A 20627-nucleotide genomic window follows, 5' to 3' on the forward strand; every position below is an offset into this window, starting at 1 on the left:
ACAAAGGAGCAATTAAATCTGTCTTTTTTTGTACATTTGGCTATTACCTCACGCATATAAAATAATAGTATCGATAACAAAAATGATAAATATTAGGACAGAAACAGAAACTGTAGTAAAAAAAATTTTCCCATATCTTATCCGTCGAGGATATGACCTTGAAAAAGATTGTGATTTCGAAACAGCAGTATCGCAACCAGATAGATATACAAAAGGATATGTAGATATACTTGTAACACTTGGTAAAAGTAAACCATTATTCCTTATCGAAGCTAAAAGAATATCAAAAAATTTAACTTCCAAAGATCGAGATCAAGCTATTCGATATGCTAAATCTAAAGAAATAGATGTACCGTTTGTGATTCTGACCAATGGTGTTGATATACAATGCTTTAACACAAAGAACGGAAGTCGCATTAATTGGGACGGAAAGGTCGTCGATAAAATTCCAACTAGAGAGCAATTAAAGTTAGTATTAAGAACTTTAAAATCCAATCCAGAATCTGTAAATATACCTCTTTCAGGGGACGCCAGTTTACCATTCCGTCCAGGGCTTCCTTTAAGACAGCTTAATGCATTATTTTATAAGTGCCACAGTACGATCAGGAAAATTGAAAAAAATGAAGAAAGTGCTTTTGCTGATTTTTCTAAATTACTCTTTTTAAAATTATTAGAAGAAAAATGTGATATTGATGATGATTTTAACCTACCCTACTCTTACAGATTTCACGAATTAGCTGCAAAACCATCTAGTGAATCAGATCAAGTAAGAGATTCGATTCTCAGTATGATAGAAAGTATCAAATTGAGAACCAATTATGGAGAGGTTTTGCAAGAGAAAATTAAATTGAAGAACCCAAAAACATTTCACTCTATTATAAAAGACTTATCTGCTGTATCTTTTTACGACTGTAGTTTGGATTCAAAAGGTGCGGCTTTTGAGTATTTTGTAAGAGCAACTTTAAAAGGGAAAAAATTAGGTCAATATTTCACACCCAGAGAACTTGTACAAGCGATGACTTGTTTAGTTGGACGGAAAAAAATTGTAAATTCTTTAGCTTCTGGATCTCAAATTAAAGTTCTTGACCCCGCTTGCGGCACGGGAGGTTTTCTTGTGTATTTGCTTCAGGAATCTCTAAGCCAATTACAAACCAAACTAAAAACTAGAGAAATAACTAAAGCTACCTTCGATTTACTAGTGAAAAAATTGAAAGAAGATGTATTTTTTGGATCAGATGCAAATGAAGGTGTGGCGGCGTCTGCAAAAATGAACATGATAATTGCTGGAGATGGACATACAAATATTCAACATGAAGATAGTCTTTCAGGAAAATCGACAAACTGGACAAATGGATCTCCAAACTGCAATTTGATTATGACTAATCCTCCTTTTGGTACTTCGGAAGGAGAATCCTTGGATAGCAATGATATGTCGCAATTTAAAGTTCCATCTTCAAAGGGACAGTATTTATTTTTGCAAAAAATGATCAATTGTACTCTTCCAGGTGGCGATATTTGTACGGTCATTGACGAAGGTGTATTGAACACTGACTCCGGCAAAAATTTAAGGAAGTTTATTCTACAACATTGCAAGCTTATCTGTATTGTTAGTTTACCTAATGAAACTTTTAAACCAAATAAAATTAACGTAAAATCTAGTGTGTTATACTTGGAAAAACGTGAAATTCCTGATTATGATCTCGAAGACAATTATTCTACTACGATTTGTAAATTTGATTCCTTGGGATACCAAGGTTCTGGTGATAAAATAAGAGGATTTGATAAAGGGTTATTTTTTACTGAGATAGAGAATAATATACTAAATGCTCGTCTTGGAAATAAAAGGTCTGGATACAATTGGAACGCTTTCGATATAGAGATAAAAAACATATATGATGATGATACTCATAGGTTTGATTATAAATACTGGGACATTAACACGCGGGAAGAAATATCAAAACTGTTGAAATTAAATAATCCTTCAATTAAAGATATCAACCTTATTACTACATCTAGGGGTAAAAGTCCTTCAGCGGATAGCTATGTAGATGAAATCGATGGTTTTGCTTTGGTTGTTAAAGCAGGAAGTAATATAAGCAAACATGGAAAAATCATCACAACAAATTCAGACTGGATAGAAAAGTCTGTTTATGATGAATTTCTAGAAAAAGCATTGGATTCCAATCATAACAGCAACATTATAAAAAAGTGGGACATTTTGCTGTCTTCTACTGGAGATGGTACGCTAGGAAAATGTTGTGTTTTCGATTTAGATATTCCTGCAATTGCGGATGGTCATGTGACCATAATACGGATTGATCAAAGCATAATTAACCCATATTATTTAGCTGATTTTTTAAGGTTGGGGTTTGGGGCAGTTCAGATTTCTCGCCTTTATACCGGATCAACTGGATTAATAGAGTTAACTCCAGAGCAAGTAGATAGAATTGTTATTGATTTAAAGACAAATACAGAAGAGCAGAAATTTTTATCAGACAAGATTCGAGAAGCTGAATCTAATTATCTGCAAAAACTCGAAGAAGCCGATGATATTCTCAATACTGCAAAGGAGATATTAATTACTACGAATTAATATCTCCTTACAGTCCCAATAAATAAAGTAAAATTCCCAAAATCAAATGTAGTCATTGATCAAACTATATGATTTTGGGAACTTTGTAAATATATCTAACCCGAAATTACGAATAAATATAATCTGTTATCATTACTCCCAAAATATCCATCGGTAAAGTTTTTTCAGGACGAGACATAGTTATAAGACCGTCTCTTCGGAATAATTTTCAAAGATATTGATTGTCGAAATAACTTCCGATATTATTTTCCTGCAGAGTATTAGGACACTGAAACAAGTTAGTAAATAAAAAATGCGGAGTTCAAGAAGAACTTAGCATTTTAGTAATTTACATGCTTTAAGAAATAGTATCACCCTCAAAAAGCGATATCTTTCAATTAAAACTAATGATCTTTATCTTCTCTTCAAACCGTGGTAATAATTCATCAACAACATCATTAGGCAGCGCTAAAAAGTGAATAAATTCACGCTCATTATAATTTAGCTCATTATTCATTAACTGCCTAGCTTTTTTTATTAGTTCTGGTTTATCAATAGGCACTCTAAGAGGTTCACTCCTAGTATATCCCATACGGCTTAATTCTATTAAAAAATATTTGTACCTACTTTCATCTATACATTTCAAATCTTTTGCTCGTCTAATAATAGAGGCCATCGAAGTAAGCCAATAGCTCTTAAGCTCCCCTAATTCGTTAATTTTTAGATTTCTCAAAGAGTTTTTTATTGACTCCTCAGGCATCAAAAATTCACTTGCAAAATTATTAGCTTCTTTTTCTTTATCTCTATATTCAGAAACAGGGAAATTATTTTCATTATGCATTACTAAATGTCCAAGTTCATGAGCTATGGTAAATCTTTTCCGATCATTAGAGAAATTCTTATTAATGATAATCACAGGAAACCCTAGATCCGATATAAATGATACACCATCGAATTTTTCTACTGCATTCAATTCGTACATAATAATTCCATGCTTCTCCAACACAGTAAATATATCCTTAATAGGCAAGTCAGGAGAAATCCTTAAAAACCTTCTTGTATATTGAGCACATTTTACAGGAGAATAACCGTCTTCAACATTGAGAGGTGAAATATCAAATTCTGGCCATTCGAGGTCTTGTGACAGTTGATCTATTATGTATCCAATCAATTTACATCTACTTTCAAATTCTGTAATCAAAGATTTTTTTGTAGTGGATCTTTTTCGATAATTCGCATTATCAATTTTATTACTTATTTTCTTATAAAAGAATTCTGTCGGAAAATTCAAGAACTCTACAATTTTATTTTGAATCCCTTCCGACAATACACCAAAACCCTTTTCAAATTTCGAAAGGTTTGATTGCGACAGCCCATCAATCGAATCAGCCAAATCGGATTGATTATAGCCTCTAAACTCGCGTGCGAATGTCAATTGTTTATAATTCATGTTTAATATCTATGTATGTTAAGCAAAATCAAAGGGATCGAGAATTAATTTACACTATTTCGCTATCCTTCCCTTTTTTATTTTAACTTTAACTTCACCTTTTTCGATACCATTAGGTTCTGAAAATAGATTTGGCAAATAACCAATTGTACTGGCTTCAATCGAAAAAGATATTTTATCTTCATCAATATAAACTATTTGTGGGTTTACATATTGCCCTATCTTATTTTTTTGATAACCAAAATACAAAATCGGTGCCTCATTGTAATCAGTATCAAAAAATAGATTAACATCAATGATCTGATTGTTAATTCTATTTACACTTTGAGTCATTACATTCATTGGAAGGCCTTTGTCATTAAGCTTCTTAAAAAAGAAAACATAACCTTTTATTCTTAAGGTCAAACGCTTATTCCTCCCAAAAAATGCGTTTCCTGGAAAATTAAAAAACAATAATTCTGCAAAGTTTGTTTGCAATAAACTTGCTTCAAATCCCCTACATCTGGAAACTACGGGGTGTTTTCGTAATTCCGTGTTCGTCATCTCAACAGATTGTTCAAATATTTTGAACAAATCATTTAGCTCATTTTTAAGCTCAAGTTTGCAGGCTTCCAAATTAGCTAATTTTCTTTTTCCTTTCTTTTTACGGCTAATTTCCGTAATTTTGTCCATGTTTAAATCCATATAATAAAATTTAAATCCTCAACCCCTAAGTCTCTGCGCCAACAGAGATTTTTTTGCTTCACAAATATATAAAAATACATTTATTTTGTATATAATTTTACAAAAAAATTGTAGTGATATTTTTATAGCTTAGAGATTGCTGGACACGAATATCGTAGCTATTGGAAAAATAGGTTTCTCAAATAAGAAGCCCTCCCGCTTTCTGAAAATTCTACCAAAGCGTGAATGACAAAAATGCTCCTTCCTTATTTTTTCAGGAAGGGGCTAAAAATTTTCGCTTTGATATACCTTATAAACGATAATACAAAATTTTCATTTTTGTTTTTTGGGAGGAGGAGGTGGCGGATTTCTAGAAGGTCTTAATTGCCCCTTTTCTACATATTTTAATTTACCGTTATCACTATTATTTCCCTTGTCTGGCTTGATCAATTTATTCATATTTACTTGCTTTTAGGTGATTTAATTGGTGGAGGAGGCGGATTTCTTGATGTTGGTATTTGCCCTCCTAATGGAACGGTTCCGGTAGGCTCCTTAATGATCTTAATTGTCTTCAATACTTGTTTCTTGCTCATTATTACATTGATAAAAGTGTTTGTCCATGTGTATTTGTGCTCTTTCCTCAGCAATCTTATTAAGTCTTTTGTTCTCTTTGATCAACACTGAATTATCGAGTTCTTGTAAGGCTATATTTAATTTTCGAAAAGAAAAATATCTCTCAAAAGCTTCATCATAATTTATTCTTTGGTCTTCAAACTCGCACCATAATAAGTCTAAATTTTCATAAAGAGTTACATACTTAATTCTGTATTCACTTAACTTATTTATCACATCATCTTTAATTAACAAATTTGGCAAAGCTTTATCTGCTAATTGTACTATTATGATTATTAAACACGCTATAAATGCACTATTCTTAAGTATCTCAAACTGATTTTGAACTGTAGTCAAAATAGCACCTAAAATCGAAATCGTCGCTATAGTAACATCATATATAGTTTTATTATTTTTTTTTGAAGCCAAATATAATGACAAGAATTCCTCAGATTTCTTACTGTCATACAGATCTTCCCAAATTCTATTTCTTAAACCGATTCTATTAGATATATTTTTCATACTTTTAATTTCACATCTTATATTGATGCGAATGAGGTTACGTTTAGCTAGTCTTCTCGAAAATTCTATTGAACGATTCAATATACGGATTATTTCTAGTTTTCAGCAGGTCGATAGATGATTGACCTGTTAATAATTGAAATTGTAATACAATATAATTATTTAAATAAATAATTAAAAAGCCCGAAACTCCACTTTTGACTGTCTGAACAACGGGGAGCAGGTCAAGAAAACTATCCTTCCAAAAACCTTTCCTATTAATATTTAGGGAGGCTGTACTGACTATATGTAAAGTTGGATTATATTCTACTTTGAATATAGATAATCCTATTGTTATGTGTTGACCAATTTCAAGTTACAATTTCAAATAATAATAACAGAAAAACCTTATCACCTTTTTCATTCAATCTATTCTATTTTTTATAGAACATAACTTACCTTTTAAGGCTATACAAATGAATTAACCTTTCATAAATCGTTTCTTAAACTTCTCCAAATAATCCTTATCACTTGAAAATATCTTTTTATTAGCTATTCTACAAGTTCCTGAATTAATGAAATCGATCTGTTCAACTGTTCCCTCAATTGGAATTATTGAAATCTGATCGCCAAAATGGTTACTAGGGTATCGGCTATCAATAATTATACAAGCCTTAGAAGTAATCGGAAAAACAAAAAGGAATGGATCTCCTAATCCATCAAAATTGACAATTTCATTTCCACTTTTAATGAAACCAGGATTGTCCGATGTGAAGAATACATGTCCTCTGGGAGCATGGAATACATGAATTTTAGAAGCCAATAATACGTTGGTAACATCCCGAACAATTGTAGATCTCTTCACTATAAAAGAATTAACATATAGATCCTCCGCATGTAAAGGTTCATTGATAAACTCTTCTTTAATTTTATTAATAAAAATCATCGGATCAACTTTATCAATACGCCAAGCGAGCTCCATATATGGTTCAAAATATCTTTCAAAAATACCTTGGGATGCCTCTTTCCTAACAGCCCTCGTTAGAGCATCACGCACACTTGGATTACGCCTTTTTATTGTTACTAGAGTACCTATCAGAATTTCTAATTGGGACTGGTCTATTTCAAAAAGTGATTCTCGCTCCTGAGTGATTAAACCAATTAACGCCGGAAGGCTATTTTCCTGCAAAGTGAAAGCATTTTTCTCAACATAATAATCATCAATAATGCCTTTCAATAGTTTAGATTCTTCTCTTAGAATCTTAAAATAATTCTTTACATAGCATACTTGAGAAATATGTTTTTCAGAAATGCCTTTATATTGCTTACAAAGTTGGTAAAATCTGCTATCATTGTTTGCAAATTGTTTCAAATATACTCTCGGAACGTAATGATGATTGATAGGATTCCCAGCTTTCATAATATTTGATTTGGCCTATTAAATAATGGTTATAGCAAGATATAAATAATGCTGAAATAAAAGAAATTTAATAGATGATCGCGGCTTCACTGTTATTATTTTCGGAGAAGATATAGTAAAAAACCTTGCCTTGTAGAATACTATTCAAATCTTCAGAGAGCAAATAGCTTTTAAACGACTAATTTGTTTCAACTGTAATTATTAAATCCCGAATAGTTGTATCTGAACTATGTTTTGACCTAATATGATACTCAATTTTGATTTCACCTCGCTCCTTGAACAGGAATAATCTACACGGAAAAGCTACGATTTGGTTTGGATTAAGTTTTGGAAATTCAAATTTTAGATATTGTTTACTATCGCCTTCATTATATTCAAAATCCATATATCCTTGAAGATATTTTTCAAATTGTCTCGTGTTATTTTCACAATCAATTTTGTCTTCATTGGAAAATGGTAACATATTTTTAGGCTTCCGAATTATTGCAAATTGACTTGTATTGAAGGGATACCTATTTATGAGGTGGTCGCTTTTTATCTCCAGCAGTCCTTTAGGAAACTTTTTACCTATAATTTCCTTTATTAATCGCCTAGATTCAATCTTAGGAAAATCTCTCCTGCGCAATAGATCAGTTTCCGAGGAAATTTCAAGAAAGACCTCTATTTCTTCATCAAATCCCTTACCTTCATTTTTAAGCACCAATGAAACAACTGATCGGAATTCAATCATGTTGAGTATATGTTTAATCTCATCTTTGCGAGAAAATGTATAGTATAAATCGAAGATGGCATAGAATTTCGCCTTTTGCTTTTCTGAACCATACAGATTGGATGTGAGACCGGAACTCAATTCTCTTAAATCTCCTATTTCAAAGAATTGATTTTCTACTTGCTCATCAAATTCTTCTTTAATATATATTTTCAGGGCTTCCTTGACATATTCTGGAACAATAACAGCATTTGAATAAGATTCCATGAGAGCTGATATCTGTAATGGCTTAAAATTTGGCACTAACTCATTCTGCTCAGATATTTTGGAGTCAATAACTATCGTTTTACAGATTTCAAAACTGTCTTTTATATCTTGGTTGCATTGTTCGATCATTTGCCGGAATGATCCAAGTAACATTTTTCTCGATTTATCCTTTTCTTTTAGCTCCTTAGTGTTTTCATCATATAAATATACTCGGAGCTCGCTGTCATTTTGCATACGTATACTTTTTGGAAAAATCGTTTTCGCCCAGTTGATAAGCATGCTACTGAATTCCTCTTTCGAGACCTTTTCGCTAGTAATCGAAAATTCAAGAAATGAATAAAGTAAGGAATGTGTCAACATTTCCAATTGTTTCTGCTGAATAAAATAGCCCTTATTCTCAAAGAATTTTCGCATTTTATTCTCCAATGTACTACTAAGATAATCTTGATCAAATGGAATCAACCTGATTTCCACCTCGCCATTTTCTCGATCAGAAAACTCCTCTCCATTACGGACTTTTTTAATATAATCGGTCAGATTGGATTCGCAATTGCCTATAAGGATTAATTTATGGAATTGTGATTCTGGAAGATTCTCAACAAGTTTGCCTAACCAATCTTTTGCCTCGGTCGCAGTAAATGCGTTTTGACTGGATTTAACTTGAATAGCCTGAGACATTCGACCATTCTTCCAAAAAATAATATCAGCCTTTTCTTTACCTATTTCGGGCTCTACTTGACAAAAATCCCATCCATCTTCCTCCAAACTTGTTATTACACTAATGATAGTCTGATAAACAAATCCTCTGATGCTCGCTGAACCACTCATATTTATAATTTACTTTTAAATTATTTTTCGCTTTTCGAATCGCATTTGCTGCTAAGAAAGCAGCAAATGAAAGTCAAGAAAATCCCGCCATATTATATCTTTCTACAAAAAATCTTCAATATACGCTTCAATTTTCCCTGCACAAACTCTAAAATACTCCATATCACCTTTCTCAATCTCTTTTGCATGGGTATCAGCTCTATATTTATTAATTGCTTCCATATGAGTATTGAAGGCAGACTTATCTTTTCCAAAAATATTTTCAAAATATTGCCATTCTTTTGAAATAACTTTTCTTAAATCCTCAAAATAAATCTCACTTTTGTTAGCATTAAATATGTCTTTTAATGAATATGAGTAATACTTTGTACTTCTAGGAGTGCCCATTATATCCAGAACCTTCTGTTTAGCATTATTTTCATCTAAATTGGATCTTAATACAGTTCTGATAATCAATCTTAGCTTTGGTTCTATTATATTTCTTCTTTCACTAATTTCAGCTAATTTCTCTGAATTGGTTAAATTAATTTTCTTAAATTTATTCATTTCAGCTAATCGTTGTTTTACTGATTCAATTTTAAAAAAATAGCTGTCCGAATTTTGATCTAGGATATTATAGCCAATGAGATGATTAGTATATTCCGGTGAGATTTGAGCAAACTCTTTAAATTGTTCATAGTCCCCTATTGCTAAAAATTTAAGCATTTCAAATTCATCATTATAGTGTTCTTTTAGTATAGAGAGAATCATATCAATGTAAGATGATCCATCTTTCTGATTAAACTGCAATTTTCCTCTTTCATACATAGTCTTATCAATTCTTACAGGACGTTCTTTAGGAGCCAAAGTATTAATAACACTACACACATTCCTCATTAAGAAGGGATGTCCTCCAAAATCTTCATGTAGCTTGCTATAAATTCCTTCATCGAAATTTAATCCCATTATACTACCAATCCTTCTAATCATATCTTTTGTTTGTGGCACATCGAAAGGTTGAATATATTCGTGGGGGATCTGCATATATATGGGGTTGTCAACACCATTTATGAATGGTGTCTCAACACATTTCGGATTTGTTCCAACAATTAAGTAAGAGAATAAATTATTATATTTTTGAAATAATGAACGAAGGGTTTGCCAAAAAAGGACAAAATCTCTACCATTTTTCCAATGTTGACTTAATGAAATCTCAGGAGTTATATGCTCAATTTCATCGAAAATTAATAATATATTTTTGTTTTTTAATTTTTTATGGAGTTTTATAAGGTCTTTTTCAAAAGCTGAAGCAGCATTTTCTTCACTATATTCAGATTCATTTTTTAATAGAATTTCTAGGTTATTTTGTGACTTAATCTCTGCTATTAAAAGATAGAGTGCTTTGTTCCATTTTTTAGCATGAAAATTAGGCGATTGACAATCCAAAAATATTGAAATGCCTTCGCTGTTTTTAATAGCTCTTTGAATACCATATACTAATGAGGTCTTACCTGTTTTTCTCAATCCAAATAATCCCGAATTTTCATTGCTTTTATGTCTGTTAATAATAGAATATATTAAATCTGTTCTTCCAAAGAAATACAAATCCTTTTTTAATGCTGAATTAAAGGCAAAAAGATCTCTGGAATAAAAGTGTTCTTTGAATCTATTTTGGATAAAGAAAGAATCATATTTATTTGAAAGTTCTTCATATGTAAATGGAACTATAGCCTGATGCTCAGGATCACTTTTTAATAGCCTAGTAATTTTTGTTTCAATTTTTCTGTCTCGACTAATAAGAATGCCGCACGCTCTTTCAATTCTTAGCTCGTTATTTACATTTATTGCACTGTCAAATGCATCTAAAGATCTTGGTTCAAAATTTTCATAATCACTAAATACCACAACAATCTCTCTTTCAATGTTAAAGAGTTCTTGATAAGCCGACGTTGGCTTCATTAAAAAATACTTGTAATAACTTCTATTACCTATAGTAAGCCTTCCTCCTGCGTTAGTAATGTACCATTCCTTACCTAAGCTCCTTATAATTTCTTTCTCTTCACTAGTAAATATTGCCAAATTCATACTACTATTTAACCCCGGTGTTATTGATTTCATTTTTGTGGTTTTTATAAAATTTATAATTTTCTCCGACTGTGGATTTTGACAAAATTCCGGCAAAACTATGGCTGTTTATTTAGTCCCAAAGTATATATAAGGTCTTTGTCAAAAGGCTTTGCTATAGGTACCACTCGGATATTGCTGACACATGCTGTACAATACCTGATTGGATATTTCTCAATCGCTCGGCAAAATGTTTGATCCGATCGATGAGTTGTTCCTCGTGTAATTCAAAATTTAATAATTTACAACTTGTGAATTAATATGGCTTTTCATTTTTAACAGACACTTTATTCTCGTTCCACTTCAGAAAATTCAGTGGATTAAAATTTAACGTTAAAGTCTTTCTGTAAGCTTCTTTAAGCTTGGACTGAAGCTGATTTTTATTTCTCACTTCTCGAAAGAAGTTTTCAATATTGGCATCGATCATTTATATTATTCTATATATATGTAATTCATTGAAAAGACAGGGAATAAAACCAACAGACAAAAGCATCCACTGAAACTAATTATTCCCTAATGATAGTGATATTTATTTGCCCGCATAAAAATGATTTAATTATTCTTAATCAAAACTATCTTTGTTTAATCCTGGCTTTGTTCTTTTCTATTGAGGTCGGCTAAAACCTCTCGCTAATATACATTATTTGTTTTGAATTAATAGATTTACATCAACATCTATTGTGACAATTTTAAAATGCTGAAGTTAGTGTATTGCAAACTATAAATTTTACGGGAACCCATACGTAGTAAATTTCAATTGGGCTATGCCTGTAAATGACTATCTTTACATCACTATGCTACAAGTAACCTGTGCAATTATAGAACATGCCGATAAAATATTAATTTGTCAACGTTCCACTTCGATGAAACTACCTTTAAAATGGGAATTCCCCGGTGGAAAAATCGAACCAGACGAATCAAAAGAGGACTGTCTTCGCAGAGAAATAAAAGAAGAAATCGATATTGATCTAAAGATTAATAACACACTTTCAACTGTTGAATATCATTATTCTGATTTCTCTATACAGCTGTACCCCTTCGTATGCAGTTTGTTAAATGGTGACGTCAAAGCATTGGAACATGCGCAAGCCATATGGGTAGATGCGAATCAATTAAGAGACTACGACTGGGCAGAGGCTGATTTACCTATTGTGGATGAATATTTAACACAACGGTATCTCACGAAGTGAAATCATTTCAATGCGATTATTGATCACGATGCCCTTTTCAATAAGCTCAACCAAAGTCGAGAGCAAGAACGGCTTATGTGGTACCAATCCATATCTGGTACTCTTTCTTTTAACATGGCTAAAGGCTCCGAGATTCCCATTTTCAAAAAACTGGATATAGCTTTTCATTGGGATCAATCGGTACCCGCCAAGCTTCAAACCTGGTGCCTAGAGTTGCTTCTTTAAACGCATCCTCACCAATATTATCAATAAAATAAAAATACGAAGGGTTGAGAAAGGAATAAATTCGTTTAACAGGCATGTTGGTAAAAGGAAGTTTAACGTAATATTTAAAAATAGCTAACCTATCCTGGAAATGAATACCAAAACGATCACCATATTGATAGCCTTGCTTCCTTGCGTAATGGTATATTTAATATTGATGTACGGCGGAATACGCGGACTAACACGTAAAAACATTGGATTGGAAAAATATTTGGAGAACCCTAGTATTGCGACTGTAAAAAATACAGTCCAAGACAAAGGCTGATTTTTGTGTTTGATTTTTGGTTCAATACTTTTTACAGTAACGGATATATTGGTATTGAATAATATTCGTTCACTACAAGATCGCCAACTGACAAAGGTTACGTTAGGGATTAGCATAATTCCGCAATCTATTTTTACCCTAGCATTCGGTTTACACCAAAAAAATTACCTTACTCAAATTATTTTACTTTGAATTGATTTAAAGCCTTTTACGCCTTTAACGATAGTTGGAATTTGATGTCTCTATATAACGCTTGTTCATCTAGCTTTTTTTCTTAGCGCTACGGGGTTTCCAGATGGTCTAGGATATTAAGGGCTTTACCTGTCATGAAATAAACAATACTGAATAACTTTGTCCATTTGTTTAAAAAATGTTGTTCAAAAATTGACTTTGACGCTAATATAATCTCTCCGGTACAGCATTTGTTGCATTCGCACCAAATGACTGCCATGAAAAATTTAAATGAAAAGTTCACACACTTCAGGTATAAGGAACATCCTGGAGATTTATTACGTGGTACAGTGGTTGTACCACTACCCGATCCTTATAAAGACCAGGAGAAATTTTGGATTTGGTTTCATCCTTGTTTTCAAACAAGTCAGGATGTAGCGGACTTAAATGATCTTTACAAGTATCTGGATGATGAATGGTTTGATGATGATGTAATGGAAACTGACGACTATAGGTATTATGGGTAATCTATCAGGATTGCTTCGAAAACTTTTATCACCTTATTTTGGAAGGGAAAATCGAATTGCTAACCAGCCGCCTCAAAAAGATTTATGTAGGATAGCTTCTAATAAGATAGGACCGCCCATGGGTAAGAAAAGTAAAAAGCACATTAGTAAACTAAGGTGCTAATTTAAAAAAAATTAAATCTTACACTCCCGCCGTTGTTGAAGTATTCGATCGCTTAATTTTAAATGATTCAGTTTTGATACCATTTAAATTGTGCTCCATTACACCGAATATTGTGGATGCATATGGCTGTACATATCCTTTAATCAATTCTAAACCAGTAATATCTTTATTGATATTGCTACGTATGCTTTCTTGGTGAGAAAGACGGTCTGTTATTGTCGCAATTTGTCTAATTTGAAAAGGAACTACTTGGGTTGAATTAAAAGATTTTAACAGTTCAGGACAATGTCCTTTTTCTCTATTAAATGTCCGGACTGGCACTACTATATTATAAAACGATCCTTCGTGTTTTCTAGTGTCCAAATCGATATATGTTGACGAGTACTTTATTCCAAACACTTTATGCTTATTAACCCATTGTAATAGTAATTGGGGGATAACATATTCAGGCTTAAATGGATCATTTGGGTTTTGCACCCTAACAGAACATGCTGCTATTAACGGCCATACCATCACTTTATAAAGCAGTTGCCAACCATATGAAAGATTATCAATTAAATGGGTATTCCTTGAAAAAATATCTGTTGTTAAATCTAACATATTCATTGAATGATTATTTACAATTCGGACCACCTAAACTTCATTCATACTGGGACGTTTCATTTCTTCCCACGCTACATATATAGAATTTGCTAAATAGAGTGATGGTAATCCAGAAATACTAAAACGTTGTGTACTGACTAAACTTCGCTTATCAAATGGAATATGAAATAGGTCCTCTTTAGACAACGGATAGTTCTGATTTATCACCCTTAAACGAAAGAGATTAGCCCCTTCTTCTAGTACCATTTCTTTATTTAAATATCCGTTTAAATTTGAATCCTTTAAAGATGTTGATAAAAGTTGATAAGCTCTAACCGGATCACCTTCATAATATGCATCTATTGCATTTAAAATCCCCGTTCGAAGAATTTTATTACGCCGCTTAAATATATCTGATTTAAAGCTGATGTCGTTTATTGATAGATAATTGGTGCAGGTGTATCCCCTTTTTCGTGATAGCCTAATAATTGAACACATGCATAGGTTCCACTTTCCAATGCAGCGATTTCAGTCGAATCCATTGCCTTCATATTCTGCATCGTGTCCTTAATTAAAAATTGATTTGCCATATTCTTTTGTTTTTATGTGTATGACAAAAATATCGTTGCTACGATGGCAATCTGAGGAAAACAAGGTGTATGTAAGCGGTATATGAGAGATACCGAAAAGTCTGTTAGCAACTTCAACGTGTATCGTTGATAAGGAATGACGTAAACTTCATAAAAAAGCCCCTGTTATTAACTATTAAGGGAAGCAGTATGAGAAAGATATTTACTCGGAGTTTATATTAGACGGATTGGGGTTTTAAACTATTTAATTTCGTAAGATCATCAGTGCGGAATGAAGTTTTATTGAGATTATTCGTCATATTTTTGAACAAAATATATCTTTTTATTTAAAAAATTTACAATATATTGTATTCAAGTAGATCAAAGATTTAGTAAGCCTTAATTATGATTTTTTTCGATAGGATTCCATTATTATGAGACACATTTTAGTATGTATAGCCATTTGCCTGACCTTTTTCGCTTGGGGTCAAGGTACACCCGATCAGATGAACTCCGCATTATTATCGGGAAAAATAAAAAAATACGACAGAAGCATACCCTTTACAGCCTATGTACAACGACTTGGGCTTCCAAGTCTACAGGTGAATATTGATGTGGATAGCAATGGTACTTTTTCTCAATCTATCCCCATTGACTTACTGTCTGAGATATACTTGGTCTATAAAACATCGTTTGTTATTTTATTGCAACCAAAAGATAATCTAAAACTTATCTTTGATGGCGATAAAAATTCCATGGCAAAAGTCTTAGAATCTATTGAATATGCGGGTGATCATGCGAAGACCAATCAGGATATTAGCACATTCTTCAAGATTTATTATTCTGACGCAAGACTGTTTAAAATGTGGGAAGAACAATTAAAATCTTTCAAGGAAATGGAAATTGAGGAATACAAAAGCCATATCCAAAATAGGTTGAAAATTGCAACAGACATTTTTCAAGCATTTGACGCTTCTTATCACCCAAATGATGAATGCAAATCTTGGATCAGGACAGATCTAAAAAACAAATATTTTGATGATCTAGGCCATTACCCCATGAATCATCGTGAGCAAAACAATTTTTTACCCTTTGACACGACACAGGTAGTACCAGCCAAGTACTTTGAGCAATTAAAAGAATGGTTACCCTTAACAACTGAACAATTAAAAAATACACAAACCTTAAATGCTGTGGCTAGTAGTTTTTACTTTTATCTTTACGAACGCATGGCTAAAGAAGGCAAACTTCCAAAAGACATTGATATAATACCAAGCGGAGGAATATTGGGTCCAACTAAAGTGGTCGATTCATTAATGATCAACAGCACCATCGACATAGTAGAAGATCCACTATTAAGGGAGATTATGCTCACGACAGCTTTTAGTAGAAGCCTTGCAAAACAGTCTGTTAATTTATACGAGAACAACTACGCTATCATCGATAAGTATATTACAAAACCATACTTAAAAGACCAGCTATTCAATATTTATAAACAAACTAAGACTGAAATCGAAACGCCAATTCCGCTAAACGAAGCACTAAAAGTCCATCAGTTTTCTTCGGGAATCGAAGAAATTTTTAAACAAATCATCGCTAAAAATAAAAATAAGGTAATCTATGTTGATATATGGTCCCCTTGGTGCGGCCCATGTTTAAAGGAGATGCCGAATTCCAAAAAATTGGAACAAAAACTTAAAAACAAAGCAGTAAGCTTTATTTATATATGTGTATTCTCAGATGAGGATAGGTATCTGCGGACTTTGAACAAGCTTCAATTGGGCGGTGAACACTATTTTCTAAATTCCCAACAAAGTGTAGATCTATCTAAAATATTTAATATCCCTGGTATTCCCTATTATATTTATATCGATAAAAATGGCGTGATGAAGGAAAAAGGAAGCCATTTGCGACCTGAAGTAATGGAAAGTAAGCTGAACGATATATAGTTCGAACTCATAAGCTCTAAACCATTAAAGCGTAAGTACAGATCAATGTTTACTGGTGTCTATAACGGAGGTCAACGGGCCATTCAATTCGGCTATAATACCCAATTATTTCGGAAGTCACTATAATAAGCCATCATCCAAGGGATGTTCCTCCTTAATATGGATCAACGAACCCGACTTACACATTTGGAGGTGAAACATATCGATCAAGAGTTTATTATAGAAAAAAATAAATATTACATGAAATCAGTTATAACATTCGCATTTTTGATTCTATTTCAAATGGCGTTTTCCCAAATTAAAGGTAATGATAAGGTTGAATTAGAAATTAGTAAATTGATTACGGCGAAGCATCAATATGAGAAGATAAAAGGATATGCGGCAAAACGTCCCGAAATTTATAATCGACAAAAAGATTCTTGCTACAATTCTTATATTGGATATATAAAGGAACTCAAGTCTAATTCAAATGAATACAAACAGTATATCGATAATGCGATTAAAAGCGATGAGTTGGAGAAGGAATTGCTTTTTTATACCTATGTAAATAAGAATATGCCCTTTGATCCCAATAAATATACGATTTCCAAACTCGATTTATATCGAGTGATTAACCATTATTTATTTGTTCTCAACAAAAATGTCCTACCTGAGAATTTGGAAGATATCCATATTTCAATAAAAAAGAACCGAAAGAAAGGCTTCAAACATCAGACGGAAAAGGATATTGTTACAGAAATTCGAAGAAAATAATATTAGGGACAAAATTTTTGTACCATTACCCGATTAATATAGAGACCAGGAGAATTTTTGGCTTTTGGTTTCACACTTGAATTAAAATATTTCGCTGCCTTTTCTTGCGGGTATCACTGAAAGATAATGCGCAATAGACCTTCGAAACCTATTGATTATATCTGGTTCACAAGAGCGATTTATTTGAAAAAATGACCTTTCTCGAATAAGTAAACAACTTTTACAACAGCCCTAATTCTGTTGACTTTTTAATTAAACTTGCAACGCTATGACAGTCTATTTTTCGGAATAGATTTTTACGATGTGTTCTACAGGTATTGGTTGTAATACCCAAAGTTTCGGCAATTTTTTCGCGTTTTGTTGTAGTACTGTAGCGCTGATGCTGCTCTTCTCTGCGATCTGATTCACCATGCTCCCGAGAACAGCCATTCGTTCGGGGCAGACAACAAAAGTCCGGAGTTCTTCGCTGACCGAGGCACCGGCGCAACTGACACAAATTTCGATAAAGCCAATTACCATATTACTATCATCGTAAAAAACAACAGTAGGTATAGTAGGATGGTGTAGCGCATAAAGTTCGAAGATGTTTAATTACATTTACTAATTTGGGAACTTAAGTGGCTATCAAAAAGGATATTAAACCTATGCTATTGTTATTCTTGTCTAATAAATTTCTCCATTGCTTCTCGTCTGGCGCATCTATTTTTTCAAAATCGAATAAATTAACAGAGATTATGGTATATTTTTCGTCTTTATTATAAATTCCGCCTTTATACATAGGAAAATGAAAGTAAGAAATATTTTTACCACTCTTTGAAGCAGTAATGCAATGACAAAACTATCAAGGTATATATTTTAAATACTTAATATTGTTCTTCATTCCTTTAGTCAGATTGTAAGTGATCGATAGGAAGTAACCAAAATGATATCTTTTAGTGAATACATCACTCTCCGAGATAGATGCGGAATACCCCTTATTAACTTGATAGCTTGATTTTAATACATTTAAGTTTTTGAGTGCAATTCCACCAGTGATCGTGACACGGTCATAACGTCCCAAAGTAAGACTTGGACCAGTATAGAAATTACTAACCTGGATTTCACCCTCATTGATATCCAATCCCATCCCAGCACTCAATCCGAATGTGGTGTAAGATGCTGAACGAAACCCTAAAGTAGCTAACCCAATAACCGATGGTACATACGTGTGCCTACCTTTCCTTGTAATATAGGTAGCGCTGTCTCGTCTTTCCAAGTCATACAGTTTTGCATTCCTGAAAAAACTACCGGCTAGGCCTATACCAAGATCGAATCGCAAACCCTTTCGAATATATTCTTCATGCTTGAAAAATCTTTCTTTTATGAGTTTACTAGAGTTACCTTCACGTTTTTTTATGGCGATATTAAAAATTACCATATCATTTTTTGGTTGTATGGGCTCCGAAACAATATAATAATTCTCTTCACGGCTCAACATCGGTATACACTCTTTCATTTCAGATGCTATCGCATCAAGAAGCTTTCGATCAAATCCCTTTTGCAGCATATCCACATTGAATTTTAAGGACTCTATGTACGCGTATAATTTTATCTTTCCACCAAAATTGAGAAGACTATCTAGTCCTGGGTTGTATTTTATTTGTGCATATAATGGCCCCATTTGACTGAGCTGGTCATTAATGCTTTCTATCGAGTGAAAGGCCGAAGTTAACCTACTGTAAACACTATCCATCTTTACTTTAGCGTCAGTAGAATAGCTTTCCAAAGTTAGATTAGGGTTTTGGCAGATAACCAACATCTCTTTATAATCAACCATTAACTGACGAATATTATTATAGGATTTAATTAACGCATTGTAGCCTGTTATATAATTCTCACTATCGTATGAAAACTTTCTAAACGCCTTATTATTTATATATGTTACACGTTTAACTTTACTTTCCTGGTCAATATACTTTTTTCTTATCTCTTCCACACCTGCCAGCATTTTTGTAGAATCACGATAAAATTTTATCTTTCCTTCATTCTATCTAAAGTGTCTATATAGCTTTGTAAGTATTGTTTCTCTTTCGCCGAACTGTCCGACATGGCCTTCTTTACGGTCAACAAACTATCTCTTTGAGCTATTAAAACATTAAGTTGTCGCTTTCCTTCTTCATAATCACTGGAAACTTTTTCAAGCGTATCTTTTAGAACACGAAGTTTCTCCTTCTCTCGGCCTATATACTGAATATTTTCAGCGTCAGCAACAATAGCTTTGACTTTATCCTCGGAATCTTTCCCTTGATGGATAACATCATTCGCAGAAATATCGACTGTACTAGATTGGTTGGCTGCTTGACTTATGATCGTTTCAGGTTTTACCGGTGACGCTGCAGGAATCCATTTTGACAGGTCATCAGCGATTAAAGAATTAGCAAGGATAGAATCAATAGATGAAATATTAATATCGTATGCCAGCCTATTAATATTGGTAATTTTAAATACCATAGGATAATTTACCCTTGCCGCTAAACGATTCCGACTAAAAACACCCTGCCCAAAATTATACTCAACAACATAAGTATTGGTTTCCTTTGGACGAACCCCTTTATTAACACGACCATATATTCTGGATTCGTATAATTTCGAGATAGAATCAATAGTCTTATCATCAATTTTTGTATCCTTAGATTTGGTTGCTTTCTTAGTGGAATTATTAATCCTATACTTTCTTTCTAGCTTTGTCAAAACATCTTCTTCTCTCTGGCCCCATACTACTCCTACCCATCCCAATAGAAGTAGCACAATTAAATACTTTTTCATAATCTATAACATGGTAAAAATTTTCTTATTTTTTCAGCCTATTAATGTTGTTTTCCAATTCCTTAATCCTCAGTTTGAGCATTTGCCTGGCCGAAATAATCGTTTGATAATGTAAAATACGCTCTTCTGTCCAGTCTTTGAGATCGTAATTAGACTGTATATTGTTTGATTAAGGCAAGGTTTTCAAAGCATTTTGGCATTGCTCTATGCGTGCTTCATAGCTCTTTACTAACTTTTGTATCTTACTGATATGCGTACTAAAAT

18 protein-coding genes are annotated in these 20627 nt (G+C 32.9%); 5 read left to right on the forward strand and 13 right to left on the reverse strand.

Annotation, left to right across the window (positions count from 1 at the left end; all coding sequences use genetic code 11):
• Positions 1-82 precede the first annotated feature (82 nt).
• Entirely contained in the window at positions 83-2593 is a 2511-nt protein-coding gene (locus B3139_RS05490) for an N-6 DNA methylase (RefSeq protein WP_293880593.1), read from the forward strand.
• A 373-nt stretch (positions 2594-2966) separates the two neighbouring features.
• Here the strand turns inward: B3139_RS05490 and B3139_RS05495 are convergent, their stop codons facing one another.
• The 6 genes from B3139_RS05495 to B3139_RS05520 all read right to left on the reverse strand — a co-directional run bounded on the left by B3139_RS05495 (position 2967) and on the right by B3139_RS05520 (position 11119).
• Complete coding sequence (locus B3139_RS05495) at positions 2967-4022, reverse strand: helix-turn-helix domain-containing protein (protein WP_293880595.1); 1056 nt, start codon at positions 4020-4022, stop codon at positions 2967-2969.
• A 54-nt stretch (positions 4023-4076) separates the two neighbouring features.
• Positions 4077-4706 (reverse strand): hypothetical protein, encoded by a 630-nt coding sequence (locus B3139_RS05500; RefSeq protein ID WP_293880597.1) that lies wholly within the window; start codon positions 4704-4706, stop codon positions 4077-4079.
• A gap of 540 nt (positions 4707-5246) precedes the next feature.
• Positions 5247-5819 (reverse strand): hypothetical protein, encoded by a 573-nt coding sequence (locus B3139_RS05505; protein WP_293880599.1) that lies wholly within the window; start codon positions 5817-5819, stop codon positions 5247-5249.
• A 460-nt stretch (positions 5820-6279) separates the two neighbouring features.
• Positions 6280-7218 carry a DUF4238 domain-containing protein gene (locus tag B3139_RS05510; protein ID WP_293880601.1) on the reverse strand — a complete coding sequence of 313 codons (939 nt, stop codon included), beginning with the start codon at positions 7216-7218 and terminating at the stop codon, positions 6280-6282.
• A gap of 178 nt (positions 7219-7396) precedes the next feature.
• Complete coding sequence (locus tag B3139_RS05515; RefSeq protein WP_293880603.1) at positions 7397-9022, reverse strand: hypothetical protein; 1626 nt, start codon at positions 9020-9022, stop codon at positions 7397-7399.
• Positions 9023-9124: 102 nt separating this feature from the next.
• Complete coding sequence (locus B3139_RS05520; RefSeq protein ID WP_293880605.1) at positions 9125-11119, reverse strand: hypothetical protein; 1995 nt, start codon at positions 11117-11119, stop codon at positions 9125-9127.
• Between the two features lie 800 nt (positions 11120-11919).
• On the opposite strand from B3139_RS05520, the gene B3139_RS05525 reads away from it, so the two are divergent.
• Complete coding sequence (locus B3139_RS05525; RefSeq protein ID WP_293880607.1) at positions 11920-12315, forward strand: (deoxy)nucleoside triphosphate pyrophosphohydrolase; 396 nt, start codon at positions 11920-11922, stop codon at positions 12313-12315.
• A gap of 339 nt (positions 12316-12654) precedes the next feature.
• On the opposite strand, the gene B3139_RS05530 is transcribed toward B3139_RS05525, so the two are convergent.
• The gene (locus tag B3139_RS05530; RefSeq protein ID WP_293880609.1) at positions 12655-12960 is read right to left on the reverse strand and encodes a hypothetical protein; all 306 of its coding nucleotides are present in this window, start codon (positions 12958-12960) and stop codon (positions 12655-12657) included.
• A gap of 333 nt (positions 12961-13293) precedes the next feature.
• On the opposite strand from B3139_RS05530, the gene B3139_RS05535 reads away from it, so the two are divergent.
• Positions 13294-13542 carry a hypothetical protein gene (locus tag B3139_RS05535; protein WP_293880611.1) on the forward strand — a complete coding sequence of 83 codons (249 nt, stop codon included), beginning with the start codon at positions 13294-13296 and terminating at the stop codon, positions 13540-13542.
• Positions 13543-13723: 181 nt separating this feature from the next.
• Here B3139_RS05535 and B3139_RS05540 read toward each other — a convergent pair whose 3' ends face one another.
• The 3 genes from B3139_RS05540 to B3139_RS05550 form a co-directional block, all read right to left on the reverse strand.
• Positions 13724-14311 (reverse strand): hypothetical protein, encoded by a 588-nt coding sequence (locus tag B3139_RS05540; protein ID WP_293880613.1) that lies wholly within the window; start codon positions 14309-14311, stop codon positions 13724-13726.
• 27 nt (positions 14312-14338) lie between these two features.
• Positions 14339-14554 carry a hypothetical protein gene (locus B3139_RS05545; RefSeq protein WP_293880615.1) on the reverse strand — a complete coding sequence of 72 codons (216 nt, stop codon included), beginning with the start codon at positions 14552-14554 and terminating at the stop codon, positions 14339-14341.
• A gap of 167 nt (positions 14555-14721) precedes the next feature.
• Positions 14722-14877, reverse strand: coding sequence for a hypothetical protein (locus B3139_RS05550; RefSeq protein WP_293880617.1), 156 nt, complete (start codon positions 14875-14877; stop codon positions 14722-14724).
• 413 nt (positions 14878-15290) lie between these two features.
• Here B3139_RS05550 and B3139_RS05555 point away from each other — a divergent pair, with 413 nt between their 5' ends.
• Positions 15291-16805, forward strand: a complete 1515-nt coding sequence (locus B3139_RS05555; RefSeq protein WP_293880619.1) for a TlpA family protein disulfide reductase — start codon at positions 15291-15293, stop codon at positions 16803-16805.
• A gap of 240 nt (positions 16806-17045) precedes the next feature.
• A complete protein-coding gene (locus tag B3139_RS05560; RefSeq protein WP_293880621.1) occupies positions 17046-17558 on the forward strand; it encodes a hypothetical protein in 513 nt (170 codons plus the stop codon).
• Positions 17559-17778: 220 nt separating this feature from the next.
• On the opposite strand, the gene B3139_RS21510 is transcribed toward B3139_RS05560, so the two are convergent.
• The 3 genes from B3139_RS21510 to B3139_RS05570 form a co-directional block, all read right to left on the reverse strand.
• Positions 17779-18054 (reverse strand): LuxR C-terminal-related transcriptional regulator, encoded by a 276-nt coding sequence (locus B3139_RS21510; RefSeq protein ID WP_367113656.1) that lies wholly within the window; start codon positions 18052-18054, stop codon positions 17779-17781.
• Between the two features lie 345 nt (positions 18055-18399).
• Positions 18400-19533: a hypothetical protein gene (locus B3139_RS05565; RefSeq protein ID WP_293880623.1), complete on the reverse strand. Its 1134-nt coding sequence runs from the start codon at positions 19531-19533 to the stop codon at positions 18400-18402.
• Between the two features lie 35 nt (positions 19534-19568).
• Complete coding sequence (locus B3139_RS05570) at positions 19569-20363, reverse strand: hypothetical protein (protein WP_293880625.1); 795 nt, start codon at positions 20361-20363, stop codon at positions 19569-19571.
• Between the last annotated feature and the right edge of the window lie 264 nt (positions 20364-20627).

It is taken from the genome of Sphingobacterium sp. UBA1498, assembly GCF_002325125.1.
In the GTDB taxonomy this organism is placed as follows: Bacteria; Bacteroidota; Bacteroidia; order Sphingobacteriales; family Sphingobacteriaceae; genus Sphingobacterium.

What these genes read in the sequence shown, in the direction of transcription:
- B3139_RS05490 (WP_293880593.1), top strand. Translation starts at nt 83, where the DNA reads ATGATAAATATTAGGACAGAAACAGAAACTGTAGTAAAAAAAATTTTC.
- B3139_RS05495 (WP_293880595.1), bottom strand. Translation starts at nt 4,022, where the DNA reads ATGAATTATAAACAATTGACATTCGCACGCGAGTTTAGAGGCTATAAT.
- B3139_RS05500 (WP_293880597.1), bottom strand. Translation starts at nt 4,706, where the DNA reads ATGGATTTAAACATGGACAAAATTACGGAAATTAGCCGTAAAAAGAAA.
- B3139_RS05505 (WP_293880599.1), bottom strand. Translation starts at nt 5,819, where the DNA reads ATGAAAAATATATCTAATAGAATCGGTTTAAGAAATAGAATTTGGGAA.
- B3139_RS05510 (WP_293880601.1), bottom strand. Translation starts at nt 7,218, where the DNA reads ATGAAAGCTGGGAATCCTATCAATCATCATTACGTTCCGAGAGTATAT.
- B3139_RS05515 (WP_293880603.1), bottom strand. Translation starts at nt 9,022, where the DNA reads ATGAGTGGTTCAGCGAGCATCAGAGGATTTGTTTATCAGACTATCATT.
- B3139_RS05520 (WP_293880605.1), bottom strand. Translation starts at nt 11,119, where the DNA reads ATGAAATCAATAACACCGGGGTTAAATAGTAGTATGAATTTGGCAATA.
- B3139_RS05525 (WP_293880607.1), top strand. Translation starts at nt 11,920, where the DNA reads ATGCTACAAGTAACCTGTGCAATTATAGAACATGCCGATAAAATATTA.
- B3139_RS05530 (WP_293880609.1), bottom strand. Translation starts at nt 12,960, where the DNA reads ATGCTAATCCCTAACGTAACCTTTGTCAGTTGGCGATCTTGTAGTGAA.
- B3139_RS05535 (WP_293880611.1), top strand. Translation starts at nt 13,294, where the DNA reads ATGAAAAATTTAAATGAAAAGTTCACACACTTCAGGTATAAGGAACAT.
- B3139_RS05540 (WP_293880613.1), bottom strand. Translation starts at nt 14,311, where the DNA reads ATGAATATGTTAGATTTAACAACAGATATTTTTTCAAGGAATACCCAT.
- B3139_RS05545 (WP_293880615.1), bottom strand. Translation starts at nt 14,554, where the DNA reads ATGGTACTAGAAGAAGGGGCTAATCTCTTTCGTTTAAGGGTGATAAAT.
- B3139_RS05550 (WP_293880617.1), bottom strand. Translation starts at nt 14,877, where the DNA reads ATGGCAAATCAATTTTTAATTAAGGACACGATGCAGAATATGAAGGCA.
- B3139_RS05555 (WP_293880619.1), top strand. Translation starts at nt 15,291, where the DNA reads ATGAGACACATTTTAGTATGTATAGCCATTTGCCTGACCTTTTTCGCT.
- B3139_RS05560 (WP_293880621.1), top strand. Translation starts at nt 17,046, where the DNA reads ATGAAATCAGTTATAACATTCGCATTTTTGATTCTATTTCAAATGGCG.
- B3139_RS05570 (WP_293880625.1), bottom strand. Translation starts at nt 20,363, where the DNA reads ATGAAAAAGTATTTAATTGTGCTACTTCTATTGGGATGGGTAGGAGTA.